Source organism: Pseudoalteromonas sp. B62 (assembly GCF_037162565.1).
Classification (GTDB): domain Bacteria; phylum Pseudomonadota; class Gammaproteobacteria; order Enterobacterales; family Alteromonadaceae; genus Pseudoalteromonas; species Pseudoalteromonas fuliginea.
In genome coordinates this window covers 3,542,250-3,556,746 of sequence record NZ_JARLVB010000002.1, presented here as the reverse complement: position 1 = coordinate 3,556,746, position 14,497 = coordinate 3,542,250, and the positions used below count along the sequence as shown (strand labels likewise).

Annotated in this window: 11 protein-coding genes, 4 tRNA genes and 1 pseudogene; 2 read left to right on the top strand and 14 right to left on the bottom strand. The window is 39.7% G+C overall.

What is annotated here, in order from left to right:
* Positions 1–279: 279 nt before the first annotated feature.
* The 14 genes from P4S71_RS20535 to P4S71_RS20470 form a co-directional block, all read right to left on the bottom strand.
* The gene (locus P4S71_RS20535) at positions 280–867 is read right to left on the bottom strand and encodes an imm11 family protein (protein ID WP_033040941.1); all 588 of its coding nucleotides are present in this window, start codon (positions 865–867) and stop codon (positions 280–282) included.
* Positions 864–1,556: an AHH domain-containing protein gene (locus P4S71_RS20530; RefSeq protein ID WP_337151407.1), complete on the bottom strand. Its 693-nt coding sequence runs from the start codon at positions 1,554–1,556 to the stop codon at positions 864–866. Before P4S71_RS20530 ends, P4S71_RS20535 begins: the two co-directional genes overlap by 4 nt.
* Before the next feature lie 189 nt (positions 1,557–1,745).
* Positions 1,746–2,378, bottom strand: a complete 633-nt coding sequence (gene nth, locus P4S71_RS20525) for an endonuclease III (protein WP_024611069.1) — start codon at positions 2,376–2,378, stop codon at positions 1,746–1,748.
* Positions 2,379–2,424: 46 nt separating this feature from the next.
* Positions 2,425–3,123: an electron transport complex subunit E gene (locus tag P4S71_RS20520; RefSeq protein WP_096792791.1), complete on the bottom strand. Its 699-nt coding sequence runs from the start codon at positions 3,121–3,123 to the stop codon at positions 2,425–2,427.
* The gene (gene rsxG / locus P4S71_RS20515; protein ID WP_337151406.1) at positions 3,120–3,761 is read right to left on the bottom strand and encodes an electron transport complex subunit RsxG; all 642 of its coding nucleotides are present in this window, start codon (positions 3,759–3,761) and stop codon (positions 3,120–3,122) included. The genes P4S71_RS20520 and rsxG overlap by 4 nt, the downstream gene beginning before the upstream one ends.
* Positions 3,758–4,816: an electron transport complex subunit RsxD gene (gene rsxD / locus P4S71_RS20510; RefSeq protein WP_337151405.1), complete on the bottom strand. Its 1,059-nt coding sequence runs from the start codon at positions 4,814–4,816 to the stop codon at positions 3,758–3,760. Before rsxD ends, rsxG begins: the two co-directional genes overlap by 4 nt.
* Positions 4,813–7,356 (bottom strand): electron transport complex subunit RsxC, encoded by a 2,544-nt coding sequence (gene rsxC / locus P4S71_RS20505; protein ID WP_337151404.1) that lies wholly within the window; start codon positions 7,354–7,356, stop codon positions 4,813–4,815. The genes rsxD and rsxC overlap by 4 nt, the downstream gene beginning before the upstream one ends.
* 8 nt (positions 7,357–7,364) lie before the next feature.
* Positions 7,365–7,919 (bottom strand): electron transport complex subunit RsxB, encoded by a 555-nt coding sequence (rsxB, locus tag P4S71_RS20500; RefSeq protein ID WP_007379057.1) that lies wholly within the window; start codon positions 7,917–7,919, stop codon positions 7,365–7,367.
* 1 nt (position 7,920) lies between these two features.
* On the bottom strand, positions 7,921–8,502 hold the full coding sequence (gene rsxA / locus P4S71_RS20495; RefSeq protein ID WP_008134172.1) for an electron transport complex subunit RsxA: 582 nt from the start codon (positions 8,500–8,502) through the stop codon (positions 7,921–7,923).
* A 618-nt stretch (positions 8,503–9,120) separates the two neighbouring features.
* Positions 9,121–11,061 (bottom strand): EAL domain-containing protein, encoded by a 1,941-nt coding sequence (locus P4S71_RS20490; RefSeq protein ID WP_149606163.1) that lies wholly within the window; start codon positions 11,059–11,061, stop codon positions 9,121–9,123.
* 164 nt (positions 11,062–11,225) lie between these two features.
* A tRNA-Asn gene (locus tag P4S71_RS20485) sits at positions 11,226–11,302 on the bottom strand.
* Between the two features lie 29 nt (positions 11,303–11,331).
* A tRNA-Asn gene (locus P4S71_RS20480) sits at positions 11,332–11,408 on the bottom strand.
* Between the two features lie 21 nt (positions 11,409–11,429).
* Positions 11,430–11,506, bottom strand: a tRNA-Asn gene (locus P4S71_RS20475).
* A 21-nt stretch (positions 11,507–11,527) separates the two neighbouring features.
* Positions 11,528–11,604: transfer RNA gene (locus tag P4S71_RS20470), tRNA-Asn, on the bottom strand.
* A gap of 1,040 nt (positions 11,605–12,644) precedes the next feature.
* On the opposite strand from P4S71_RS20470, the pseudogene P4S71_RS20465 reads away from it, so the two are divergent.
* Positions 12,645–13,286, top strand: a pseudogene (locus P4S71_RS20465) (MATE family efflux transporter); the annotation flags it as partial.
* A 75-nt stretch (positions 13,287–13,361) separates the two neighbouring features.
* Positions 13,362–14,480, top strand: coding sequence for an ISAs1 family transposase (locus P4S71_RS20460; protein ID WP_007378406.1), 1,119 nt, complete (start codon positions 13,362–13,364; stop codon positions 14,478–14,480).
* Positions 14,481–14,497: the final 17 nt, after the last annotated feature.

Genomic DNA, 14,497 nt, shown 5'->3' with positions numbered 1-14,497 from the left:
TGCTTATCGCTCATTGAGGACTGTCAGGGAAAATTATAACCCTCTTTTCAAACTGTAACTGAGATGTGGTCTACTACAAATTAGGCATTAAGTTTTTATACGCCAACCATTAGAAGAGGCGTTAGAGTTAATTAGTATACAGTTCCCGATTTATTTAGGCGTTAAAAAACCCACATCCACGTGGGCTTTGAAATCACTAAAATAGAATAGTGGGTTTTAAAGGTCGTTTTTTAGTTTTACACAATATCTCTGAATAAGATTTTATTCACCTAAATTAACTTAATTAGAAAAAATATTATCGAGATCTTCGTCAATATAAACACCCGTCAATCCATTATCTTCTACAGCAGATTTAAACTTATCAGTACAAAACAAACGAGAACCACCTGTAAACTTGCTTTTAAAAACTGGCTTATTTTTTACATCATCATTTATGAAAGCAATCTTGATATAATCTAGAGGATAACCATCTAAATATTCGCGTTCACATTTTGCTTCATCTTCTTGTCCAAATGTACGCAAATTAAAAATTACAATAGGCTCACCATCAGCTTTTGTTTCAATAAACTCACCTAGAGGCGCTAATAAATCTTTTAAAGCTTCATAAGCATTCATCCTAAGAGCGATAAATCCATCCATGATACTTATATCGTAGTTATCTTTTAGGTAACCAGGTAAAAAAGACAACTCATAACTTTGAGGCCAATACTCTAATAAAGAGTCATTATTCATATGGATATCAAGTAGAAACATGCAAGCATCTTGATTAGGTGGCAACATTGGTTGTATTTTTTCAGAAAATGAAAGTATGTCCCACTCAACCATGTCGTAAGAATTAGTAACTGGCTTTAACGAGAACAACTTCATGATTTACCATTCCAATTAGCATCTTTACGCATCATAACGCTGGCTGGCATCATATGATTTTTAATTTTTATTTTCACGCCACGTAATGCATTTACAAAATCAAGTTTACTTACTTTGGTTCTTAAACTAGTAGACACCCAAACTTCATAATTATGACGATGCAACCTTCTATGAGAAACAGTGTCAGGCGTAGCCCAATCATCTGACTTGTTTTTTTCAAAGTTTCTTAGCCATACCCCATTCGTAGGATCATTAATACGAATACCAAACGAGTGCATTCTTAAACGTGTGGCATATGTAAGACGTTGTCTATATCGCCCCTTACCACACACAATGTGATGCGCCTCATGATATGAAGTCGGTTTTGGCTCGCCTGCCGCTCGTAAAAACTTAGCAAGTTTTTCCGTCGGATGATGCTCTTCTTCTGCTAGCTCCTTAATAGAGGTACCTTCGCTTTCTGCACGGTAAGACTCTAAGCTTTGTTGTGCAATAAGCAAGTGCTCTAAACGCTTGCGTTCTTTTTGCAAATGGTCGTAATCTCTTTGCAGCTTTTCCTTAGATGCAGGAGATTTACGACGCTTATCGTCATAGTGTTTTTTTGCTAGTAATTCATAATTATAAATAGCCATTTCTAAAGGGCTAGGGTTACTTGGTCGATCTGGCATTGGGTAGCGCTGTAGTTGAATCATCCTTAAATCCTTAAATTTTCCTTCTGTTAGGGCGTAAAATAGCAAATAGATTATCTAGGTACAATTCTGAACGTTACACACCTAATAACTTCAATCAGTTTATTGCTAACAATGAATAACACAGCGGTAAAATTTTCGTTCATACAACACAAAATTGAGTGACCTCTCATCGCTCAAAGCAGCCTATAGTTACTCTATTTTATCTTTAAACTCACACAAGTCTTCAATAATACAGCTGCCACACTTAGGTTTACGTGCTACGCAGGTGTAACGCCCGTGCAGTATTAGCCAATGATGTACGTCTACTTTAAATTCTGCAGGCACTACTTTTTCAAGTTTTTGTTCAACTGCTACAACATCTTTACCCATGGCAAGCTTAGTGCGGTTAGAAACACGAAATATATGCGTATCTACTGCTATTACAGGCCAGCCAAAGGCGGTATTGAGTACAACGTTAGCTGTTTTTCTGCCAACGCCTGGTAGGGCTTCTAGTGCTTCGCGGTTTTCTGGCACTATGCTGTTATGTTCATCAACCAATATTTGGCACATTTTATAAACGTTGGCCGCTTTTGAATTAAATAGGCCAATGGTTTTAATGTAATCACGCAGTGTATCGTGGCCAATATCTAAAATAGCTTGGGGTGTATTAGCAACAGGGAACAACTTTCGAGTGGCTTTATTAACGCCTACATCAGTTGCTTGTGCTGAAAGAGTTACTGCTACTAGTAACTCAAATGGGCTTGAATATTCAAGCTCTGTAACTGGATGTGGATTATCGTCGCGCAGGCGCGACAGTATTTGGTGACGTTTTTCTTTATTCATGCAACTTAAAACGCATTAGCTTTTGCTAAGTTAATGCGCTTTCCCCTTAAGTTAAGCTAGTAACACGTGCTCGAGGGCCTTTTTCAGCCTCTGGCGGTGCGATTTGTTTTGATTTTATTTGTGCGTCTATTACGTTTTTAGCTGCAATAAGCAGCCCCAGGCCTAAAAAGGCACCGGGTGGCAAAATGGCCAGTAAAAATTGGTTATCAAAGCTAAATACTTCAATGCGTAAGCTTTGTGCCCACGGGCCTAATAATAAGTCGGCGCTGTCGAATAACGTACCTTGGCCAATGAGTTCACGCATTGCGCCTAAAACGACCAGCACAATCATAAAGCCCAAACCCATCATTAAGCCATCAAAGGCTGATAAGTGAATTGGGTTTTTAGACGCGTAGGCTTCAGCACGGCCAATAATGGCGCAGTTAGTAACAATCAGCGGGATAAAAATCCCTAAAGACTGATAAAGCCCAAATGTATAAGCGTTCATGAGTAACTGCACTATAGTTACAAAGCCTGCAATGATCATAACAAACACCGGAATACGAATATCTTTTGGTACCCAGTTTCTTACTATTGATACACTAATATTAGAGCCTACTAAAACAAGCAGTGTTGCAAGCCCTAGACCCAGTGCATTTGTAATTGTAGAGGTAACAGCTAATAACGGGCAAAGACCTAAAAGCTGCACTAGGGCAGGGTTATTTACCCATACACCTTCTTTATATAATGTTTTTAATTCGCTCATTTAGTTACCTCTGCACATTTGGCGTTAGGCGCGGCAAAAATAGCATCAAATTCACTCTGTGCGAACAGCACTGCGTTTTTTACTGAGCCAACCACTGCGCGAGGCGTAATGGTGGCTCCTGTGAACTGATCAAATTGTCCCCCGTCTTTTTTAACGGCCCAGCGAGCATCGTCTTCGCCTTGCACTGTTAAACTTTTAAATGTGGTGATCCAAGAGGATTTTTTAACTTCTACCTTATCACCTAAACCAGGGGTTTCTTCGTGTTTAGTGGTGCGCACGCCTGCAATAGTACCATCACTTAAAACGGCCGTTAGCAAGTTAATATCGCCACTGTAACCACTTGGTGTGACATGCCTTACAACAAGAGCAACGGGTTTGTTATTTTTGCGGGCGCGATAAATTATTTGATTAGCATAAGGGCCTAATCGTTCATCTGAAATAATAACGCAATCGGTTGAAAGCGCGTTATCGTAAGTACTCGGGTCAAGCACTTCTTGCAACTGAGACGTTAGGTGTAGCTGTTCTTGTTCGGCAATTTTATCGGCGGTTAATGCATTAATTGACGCAACGAGCCCCGTGGTTATAAGGGCAAATGCCGTTAAAATAGCGCCATTTTTAGCCATTGATGAAATAATCATTTTACTGCTCCATGGCCATAAGTACGTGGTTGCGTGTAGTAGTCAATCAATGGCACTGCAATGTTTAATAACAGTACAGCAAACGCAACGGCATCAGGATAACCACCAAAAGTACGAATTAAATACACTAGTAGGCCAATTAAAGCACCGTAAATTAAACGACCTTTATTAGTTGTGGCAGCTGATACCGGATCGGTAGCTATAAAAAATGCGCCCATCATAGTAGCACCACTTAATAAGTGAAATATTGTACCAGGCTCGGTTCCTGGGGCGGCAATATAACCAATGGCGCTGCATATAGCTAAGCTTGCAATAAAGCTGACTGGAATATGCCAGTTAATTATTTTTTCTTTTAATAGGTATAAACCACCTGCTAAAAAGCCTAAATTAACCCACATCCAGCCAAGGCCTGCCCATTCATTGAATAATGTTTTTTGCATGCTTTCGGTAACCGTTAAACCATGACCAATATCGGTTTTAATGGTGTCTAAAGGCGTTGCCATAGTGATGCCGTCAATACCTGCGCGGACTTGATCTAAACTATAACCAATGGAGGTGAAGTCGGTAAATATTATACGTAGTTGTTCAGTAAACCCTATAACGTGGTTAGATAGTTCAGACACAGGTAACCACGAGGTCATTTGTACCGGAAATGAAACTAATAACAGCACATAGGCAGCCATTGCGGGGTTAAATAAGTTAAACCCTAAGCCACCATATAATTGTTTAACGATAATAATAGAAAATAAACAACCAATAATAATTATCCACCACGGGGCTAAAGGCGGAATACTTAACGCTAATAACACAGCGGTTAGCCATGCACTGCCATCACTTAATGCAGGCCAAACCGGGCGCTTGCGCATCAGCATTATGGCAGCTTCAAAAACTGTTACTGCAGTTAATGCCAGTACTAACTGAATAAGCACGCCAGTGCCAAAAAATACAACTTGAGCAATGAGTCCAGGAATACACGCAGCTATAACGGTAAGCATTAATCGCGTTAACGATTTATGACTGTGGTTATGCGGCGAACTGGCCATGGTTAATTTCATGACTGATCATTTCCTTCTTTTTGTAACTTTTTGGCTTTTGCTCGGGCAATAGCGGCAGCAACAGCTGCTTTTTTCTTATCGTCGCTTGATTTAGGTACGTCAGCGTCAATAGAGCTAGATGAATTGTCGGTATTATCGGGTGCGTTTGGTGCTTCTGCATCTTGAAGTGCTTTAGCTGCTTTTTTAGCTTTGGCGCGTGCAATAGCAGCGGCAACGGCGGCTTTTTTATCATCAACAGGAGTTTCGGTTTGCGGCGCTTCACTAATGGCTGGCTCTGCATTCTCTAGTGCTTTAGCTGCTTTTTTAGCTTTGGCGCGTGCAATAGCAGCGGCAACGGCGGCTTTTTTATCATCAACTGGTGCTTCGGTTTGCGGCGCTTCACTAACGACTGGCTCAGTACCTTCATTTGCTTTAGCTGCTTTTTTAGCTTTAGCGCGTGCAATAGCAGCGGCAACGGCGGCTTTTTTATCATCAACAGGAGTTTCAGTTTGCGGCGCTTCACTAACGGCAGGCTCTGCATTTTCTAAGGCTTTAGCTGCTTTTTTAGCTTTGGCGCGTGCAATAGCAGCGGCAACGGCGGCTTTTTTGTCATCAACTGGTGCTTCGGTTTGCGGCGCTTCACTAACGACTGGCTCAGTACCTTCATTTGCTTGTGCTGCTTTTTTAGCTTTAGCGCGTGCAATAGCAGCGGCAACGGCGGCTTTTTTGTCATCAACAGGTGCTTCGCTTTGTGGCGCTTCATTAAAGACTGGCTCAGTACCTTCATTTGCTTGCGCTGCTTTTTTAGCTTTAGCGCGAGCAACTGCTGCAGCCACTGCTGATTTTTTATCATCAACAGGTGCAGTATCGGCTGATTCATCTGTTTGAGATTTTTGATCTCTATATTTTCTAGCTTGTTCTTTACGTAGCGCGCGTTCTTTTGCGACTTCACTATTATCAGGTTCTAATTCCGCAGATTGATCACCGAGCTTTTTAGCTTTGGCGCGGGCTATAGCGGCAGCAACAGCTGATTTTTCATCGCCATTATCTGATTTGTTTTTAACGCGGGCTAAAGCATCAGCTACTTTTTGTTTTTCGTCAGCCGATTTAGCAGCAGGTTTACGTTTATGGCGGTTTTGTCTTTCTTCTTGCTCGCGATCTAGGCGCTCTTTACGTGCATCAAAACGCTCTTTTGCGCGATCGGCTTTAATTTTATCAGCCTGTTGTTCTTTAATTTCCACTTTGGCGACACGGTAGTACTGTACAAGTGGGATTTCACTTGGGCAAACATAGGCACATGCGCCACATTCGATACAATCAAATAAATTGTGTTCTTGTAGTTTGTCGTATTCTTTTGACTTAGCAAACCACTGTAATTGCTGTGGCAATAAAGAAGCAGGGCAGGCATCAGCACACGCACTACAGCGTATACAGGCTTTTTCAGGGCCGGGTTCTGCTAGCTCTTTATGATCAGGCGCTAAAATACAGTTAGTTGTTTTAACTATGCCAATCCGCACTGTTGGCAGAGTAAAGCCCATCATCGGGCCGCCCATAACAACGCGTTGCTGTGGTACAGGTGAAAAACCTTGGCAATCAAGTAAATGTTTAATTTCAGTGCCAAGTAGTGCCCACACATTACCTGGTTTATGAATAGTATTACCTGTTACAGTGACTACCCGTTCAATGAGTGGCTTACCTTCGTATACAGCTTGCTGCACGGCAAACAACGTACCTGTGTTTTGTACAAGTACGCCAATGTCAGCCGGTATGCCGGCGCTTGGCACTTCACGATTAGTGAGTAGCTTAATAAGTTGTTTTTCACCGCCCGATGGGTAAATAGTCGGGACCGTTTGCACAATTATTTTTTCGTTATGCTCAGCCGCCTTAGTCATAGCAACTATCGCTTCAGGCTTGTTATCTTCAATGCCCACAATACACAACGTTGGGTTTAGCAACTGTTGAATGAGTTCAAGGCCTTGAATTACCTCAATTGCATGCTCACGCATTAAGGTATCGTCGGCTGTAATATAGGGTTCACACTCAACCGCATTGACTATCAAAAACTCAATCGGTTGCTTTGTGTCAGCTTTTACATAAGTAGGAAAACCTGCGCCGCCCATACCGCTAATACCGGCTTGATGAATTATATTTACTAGTTCGTCGTGGGTAAGCGTTGTTGGATTATTAATTGGGTTAAGTGCCACCCATTCATCTTTACCATCTGGTTCAATAACAACACTCAGCTCAGGTAATGCAGAAGGATGCGCAGAAGGCATTGGTGCTATATCAGTAACAATACCCGAGCTTGGGGCATGTACAGGCACTGACCAGTTTGCAGCAGGGGAGGTTAGAGCTTGGCCTTTAAGTACACGCTGTCCTTTTTCTACAAGCAGCTTACCGTTTGCGCCTATGTGTTGCTTTAGCGCCACTACGAGCTTATCGGGCAATGGTAGGCGCGTAATGCTAGCACTATTAGAGAGTGATTTTTGTTGTGGTGGGTGTATGCCGCCAGGAAATGGCCAAACAACCCCTTTTTTTATTTGTTCAAGTAACTTATCCACTCAAACCTCTAATCTATTTGTGTAACAGGAATAGCATCTAGCTGCCATTTCCAGTTTTGTTTAGTTTCGGCTACAGGCAGCATATCAATGCAATCTACAGGGCAGGGCTCAACACATAAATCGCAGCCAGTACATTCATCAATTAACACCGTGTGCATTTGGCGAGTCGCGCCTAAAATAGCGTCAACAGGGCAAGCCTGAATGCATTTAGTGCAGCCAATACATTCGTCTTCGCGAATGTAGGCTACCGTTTTTATTGGCTCTGCTTGTTCGCCGCCGGCAAGTGGTTTTTCATCAACTCCCATTAAGCCGGCAAGCTTTTTCATTGTAGCTTCGCCACCCGGAGGGCATTTGTTTATTTCATCGCCATTTGCAATTGCTTCAGCATAGGGGCGACAACCTGGGTAGCCACATTGTCCGCACTGGGTTTGCGGTAAAATGGTGTCTATTTGCTCAACAATGGGATTGCTCTCTACGCGAAATCGTATAGCGGCAAATCCTAAAATCAACCCAAAAACCAGCGCTAACGAGCCAAGCGCAATTAAGGCATAAAACAAGGTCATATTAAAATTTCACTAATCCGGTAAAGCCCATAAACGCCATCGACATCAATCCTGCGGTTATCATGGCAATAGAGGCGCCTTTAAAAGGAGTGGGTACGTCAGCTGCTGCTAAACGTTCACGTAATGCTGCAAATAATACCAGCACTAACGAAAAACCAACCGCAGCGCCAAAACCATACACTGCCGATTGTAAAAATGAGTGATCTTCTTTGATATTTAGTAAAGCGACACCTAATACAGCACAGTTAGTGGTTATAAGTGGTAAAAATATTCCTAATAATCGATATAGGGTTGGGCTGGTTTTACGTACCACCATTTCGGTAAATTGCACCACAACGGCAATTACTAAAATAAAGCTCATTGTGCGCAAAAACTCTATGTCGAGTGGGATTAAAATATACTGATTCACTAAATAACTGGTGACGGAGGCGAGCGTAAGCACGAAAGTGGTAGCCAAAGACATACCAATAGCCGTATCAAGTTTTCCTGATACACCCATAAAAGGACATAAGCCTAAAAATTGTACTAATACAAAGTTATTAACCAGAACAGTACCAATCAATAACAAGACATATTCAGTCATGCGAGCCTCACGCTATAAAAATCCTGTGTATTATCCTTTTTTCTGGTGTGATTAACAACATATGCAGTGATTATCATTTAAATAAACAATATTAATTTAAGGGGTAACAACAAAGATGTAAAAATACTGTGATTCGTATGTAACCTGAGCTCTGGATAATAAATCTATCCCGAGCAAGTAAATTAAGCACTAACTGCGTTGAGTTTACTTGTATATAGGCTGGCTATTAACGTGTAAATTCGCCTTGTTTTCACTGAAAATATCTGGCTAGAGAAAATAAATTTAAATATCACCATGGCTCAATACGTTAGTAAATCCCTTAACCAGTGTTCAGGTTATGTAATACCAACCTGCATAAATCTTTGATCAATTTAACGAATTAAATTGCACTATAACGTCGTTAAAAATTTTTTATTTAGAACAACTAGATACAAAAACTTTAGCTTAGTTCTAGCGTAATTTTCTTAACGTTAAATAGACCCATACATAAGCAGATTGGTATGGTATTCATTTTACTTTGCAGTGTTAGTGGTGCCACCAAATAACTGTATTACGATTTACAAAGCAAAAAAGAGCAACAAGTGCTCTTTTTAAATTAGTCAATGTTGCTTGATTGGTTTAGATATCTTTAGGTTTTTCTATGTAATAACCTTGCACGCCATCTAAGCACAAGGTTTCTATAATATGTTTTTCTTCTTGGCTCTCAACACCTTCGGCAAAAACATTAACACCAATGCGGTGGGCTAAATCGACCATTAAGCGCATAAAGTACTGATTGTTTTTATCATCTTCTAGGCCGCGAGTATAACTGGCATCCATTTTAATAAAGTCAGGTTTTAAATCGCGGAAAAACTTAAATGAGGTTAAACCAACACCAAAACGTTCAACAGTTACGCGTGCGCCCACTCGGTGAACCATATCAATAAAGCGCTTACTTGCTTTAATATTTTGTTGTAAGCCGAACTCGCTCACTTCAAAAATAAGTTTTGATGCAATATGGGTATCTTTTAATAAGCGACGCTCTAACCAAATTACAAACTGATCGTTATGAGCGCTTGAAGCCGTGACATTTAAACCAAAATATTTTTCAGAAAGGTTACGACTTTTAACTTTTTCAAGTGATGAATCGATAATTAATTTATCTATATCAACTGCCATACCAAGCTTTTCAGCCATAGCTAAAAATGAAGCTGTAGGCAGAACTTGATTATCTTCTGTTTTAAAGCGAACTTGAATTTCAGCGTATGCTTTAATACTTTTACCAAGCGGCATAATATTTTGCATAACCAAATGAACTCGTTTGGACTCAATAACCTCGTTAATCACTTTACGCCAGTTTTGATTACCAAACCCAGCACTTACATTATTTACAAGATCGGATTCACGCTGTACATGCCATGCATTAATTTGCTTAGACTGCGCCATACTCATCGCATTATCAACAACTGAGAGAAGTTCGCCTAACGGCTTACCCTTTTCATAACCAACAATACCGGTATTAGCCACTGAGCTTAATTCTTGATTCTGCTGATATTGAGTGAAACGAGATTGTAAGTTTTCGCCAAAGCGTTCGGCTTCTTTAAGTGGTATATGGGGAAGTACAACAGCAAAATCAGAACTATTTAATCTAAATAATTGACTGCCAGCATACGTGCCACTTATATGTTTAATTATATCAGCCACACCCTTTACGTACTCATCACCTTTTTGATAGCCACGGCTTTGATTTATTGCTTGCAGCTCACTACAGCGAATCATTGCTAATGAACCAAAAGTACTTTGTTCGCTATTTTCAATATTTTTTTCGTAGTACTCAACAAACATATTACGATTACCTAGCGCGGTAATTACATCTTTATATGCTTCGTGTTTAATACTAAGCGCTTCACTTTGTATATATTCATTTTTTGTTTTAAGAAAGTGCGATAAGCGGTTAAAACTTGGTACTAAATCTTTTCCTAAGCTTTTCAGTTTAGAGCTATCTAGCACTGTTTCTAATTCACCGGCTTGGTTTTGGTTAATATAAACATCGATAACGTCAGAGACGGTCATGCTGATACTTTTATTTAGTTGATAAAAAATAGATTGCATCAAAATAATAGGAATAATTACTAAAACAGCGGAAATAAAGATAATAATAAAAAGTGATATTTGAAGTTGTTCAGCTAAGTGTTGAATATTAACTGTAAATTCAACTTTTATATCTGCAGCCTTATTTACCGCAAACTGCGGTCGGGCAGAGTTAAAAATAGACTGTATAAAATCTGCAAATAGTGGCAGGTCAATAGGGGAGTTAACGTTAAATACTTCTGCGCCTTGGTAATCTCGTAACGTAAAGCTTGAGAACGTTTTACCATCAGCCAATGATTTTTTTAAATTTTGTACTAAATTATCGTCAAAAGAAAGGTCGTTTATATAGTTGGTAACGCTAGCTTGCGCATTTTTTTGAGCTTCACTTACTGCATTATCAAAGCTTACCGAAATGAAATAGCTTCCAGCTGCAACACATAATAACCAAGAAATTATTTGTATAAAGATAAGTTTTTTAAAGCCAGCCATTTTTTCAGTCTTTTAATAGTTCAAAAGGGAAGGAATGAAATCCTGATTAGTAAATCAGAGCAAATTATTAGCGCGATTTGTTTTTTTATTTATAAAACAGAGGGTAGTGGAATTTAGAATGAATGTCTATCAATGTCTATCAATGTCTATGAAATTATTAGAATTGGCTCCCCCTCCCCGACTCGAACGGGGGACCTGCGGATTAACAGTCCGTCGCTCTAACCAACTGAGCTAAGGGGGAACTAAAGTAGAAATTTTATTATGATGATTTGGCTCCCCCTCCCCGACTCGAACGGGGGACCTGCGGATTAACAGTCCGTCGCTCTAACCAACTGAGCTAAGGGGGAACTACATCATAAACATAAACTTGGCTCCCCCTCCCCGACTCGAACGGGGGACCTGCGGATTAACAGTCCGTCGCTCTAACCAACTGAGCTAAGGGGGAATCGTTTATGGTTGAAAAACTTGGCTCCCCCTCCCCGACTCGAACGGGGGACCTGCGGATTAACAGTCCGTCGCTCTAACCAACTGAGCTAAGGGGGAAGCGTCTTGCCTTTCAACGGGGCGAAATATTAATGACCGCGCCGCAAAGTGTCAACATATAAAAGTTATAAATTTAAAAAAGGTGGTTATTCGTTGTTTTTATGTTCGATCTGCGTGTTTTGTGACTTCATTTAAAGAACCTTTTAAAAAATAGAGTTACGATTTTAGACGATATGCCTATTTTTGAGATCGCCTTTCTTAGTTCTTTGAGCAAATAAAATACAATGTTAAACCGCTTAGCTGTAAAAAATATGCACAAAATATAAAAAGTAACGTTTGTATTTTTTATTGTTGGTCTGTTTTGTCAAAAAAGTAAAAGTTTTAAATTGATTTTCGATAATCACAGAAGTGAATTATTTTTTACAACTTATATGTACGATGGTGATTATATTGTCAGAGCTCAAAAATAATACAATCAATACGTTGCGTTATACTTTCATTTTTTTCACAAGAATATAATCAGGTTAATAAGGCAATTTATATGTCGAGATGGTTTTTGCTCTAAAACCAGAAAAACGCGATAAATTGAATATTTGTAATAAGTCAGATCTGAGTGAAAAAAGCATCACTCTAAAAGCCTTTGTAAATGCGGGCTTGAATGAGTTATCCACGGTTTCTGTGGATAACTCTGTTTATGAAACTTTAAGAACATCAGCGGCACCAGCATTTTAGAGTGCTACAACGATTTCAAGCTTTTAAATCATTATTTTTATTTCATTAAAAAACAACAGGTTACTATTATCAATTTAAATCATCTAACTCGATGAGAGAATTTTTTCGTTACGATAAAATAAAGCATGTCTTTGTGTGAAAATGCATCAGTAATGAACGGGGGTTTGTAAAAAAAGTAACTAAAATGTGTTTTAATTGTTTTTTGGCGGCTTAGTGCTCAATTTTAGCAAAAATATCTAAAAATAGATCTTTACTGTTTTGTCGAATAGTTAGTTTTATGTTTCCTTCAAATCTGTTGATAAATCCGTGGCTTGAATTGTCTTGATGCTTTAAAATGATTTGCTCAGTAAAAGAGGCTTATTTATTTCATGCGCGCAATTTCAAAAACTCAGACTCGCCCAGATTTACTAAACGATCCTATCTTGCCTACATTAAAGACCATGACCATTCCGATGATTTTTGGCATGATCACGTTAATGATGTTTAATATTGTTGATACATTTTTTATCAGCTTATTAGGCACAGAGCCATTGGCTGCAGTTAGTTTTACGTTTCCTGTTACGTTTACAGTTATTAGCTTAGCCATTGGGTTAGGTATTGGTACGTCGGCAGTTATAGCTAAAGCTTTAGGTAGCAACAAAATAGATGAAGCGCGTTTTGACGCAAGCGTTTCAATATTGGTTGCTTTTGTTTTAGTGCTTATTTTATCGTTTATTGGCTATTTGCTAATCGACCCCATATTTACGTTATTAGGCGCAGGTGAGCAGGTACTTCCTTTAATACACGAATACATGAATGTATGGTTTATCGGTAGCGTATTTTTAATAACCCCAATGATTGGTAACTCGGTACTGCGTGCCAGTGGCGATACTAAAACGCCCAGTATTGTAATGGGCGGGGCGGGGCTTATAAATGCGGTTCTCGATCCTATGCTTATATTTGGTTTTGGCCCTATTCCTGCGTTAGGTATTCAAGGTGCCGCTATTGCAAGTGTAATAGCATGGGGGTTGCTGTCAGGGCAAGATCACGAACTTTACCTTGACTTAAAAGTATGATCTTATACTCCTTTTTTAAGGAGCATCCCCATGTCTAACATTCAGCTATTTAAATATTTCGAATCAATCGACGACCCTCGCCAACAAGGTAAAGTTGTTCATAAACTATTTGATATCATATTCTTAGCTGTTAGCGCTGTTGTTTCAGGCTGTCAGGGCTGGGAAGAGATTGAAGATTTTGGTCATGATAGACTAGATTGGCTCAGAAAATATGTTCTTCTTGAACAAGGGATCCCTCGCCATGACACAATTGCTCGTGTAATGAGCCGTATTGACATGACGCAATTCCAAGATTCCTTTTCTTCTTGGATGAAAGCCTGCTCCAAATTAACTCAAGGCGGTGTAGTTGCTATTGACGGTAAACGATTGAAAGGTTCATTTAATCAGTCAGATAGACGCGATGCGCTTTATATGATCAGTGCATTTGCATGCGAAAATGGTGTTGTTTTGGCACAATGCCCTGTTGATAAAAAGTCGAATGAAATAAAAGCGTTGCCAGAGCTGCTTGAATTATTAGAGATAAAAGGCTGCTTAGTAACGATTGACGCTATGGGGTGTCAAAAATCAATTGCAAAAAAAATAGTTGGTAAAGAAGCCGATTACTTACTTGCGGTAAAAGCAAACCATAAAAGGCTACTGTCACAAATAGAAGATGTGTTATTACCTGAGGTAGCACGACAAGCATCTGATGGGCTCTTGTTTAACGAAGCCGATTATCAAAAAAATAGAGAAGAATTTAGGTGCTGTGCAGTGAGCCATAACGTGAGCGGTTTATCAGAAACGATACACTGGGAAGGTGTAAAAACAGTGGGTGTTATTGTTTCTTATAGAAAAGAAAAAGGTAAATTAAGCAATGAGTTATGCTATAGATACTATATTAGTTCAGCGAATTTAACAGCGGAAGAACTCGCGAGAGGAGCACGACAACATTGGCAAATAGAAAATGGATTACATTGGCGTTTAGATGTAGGATTTAAAGAAGATGAGTGTCGAATTAGGCGCGAAGGTGCAGCACCTGTATTTGCGGGGCTGAGACACATCGCATTTAATCAGCTAAAAGCAGAAAAAAGCTTTAGTAAAGGCATGCCCGCAAAACAGAAAAAAGCTATGCGCAGTACAGCCTACCTTGAAAAGGTACTGAACGCATAGACTTTTTTCATGCTCTT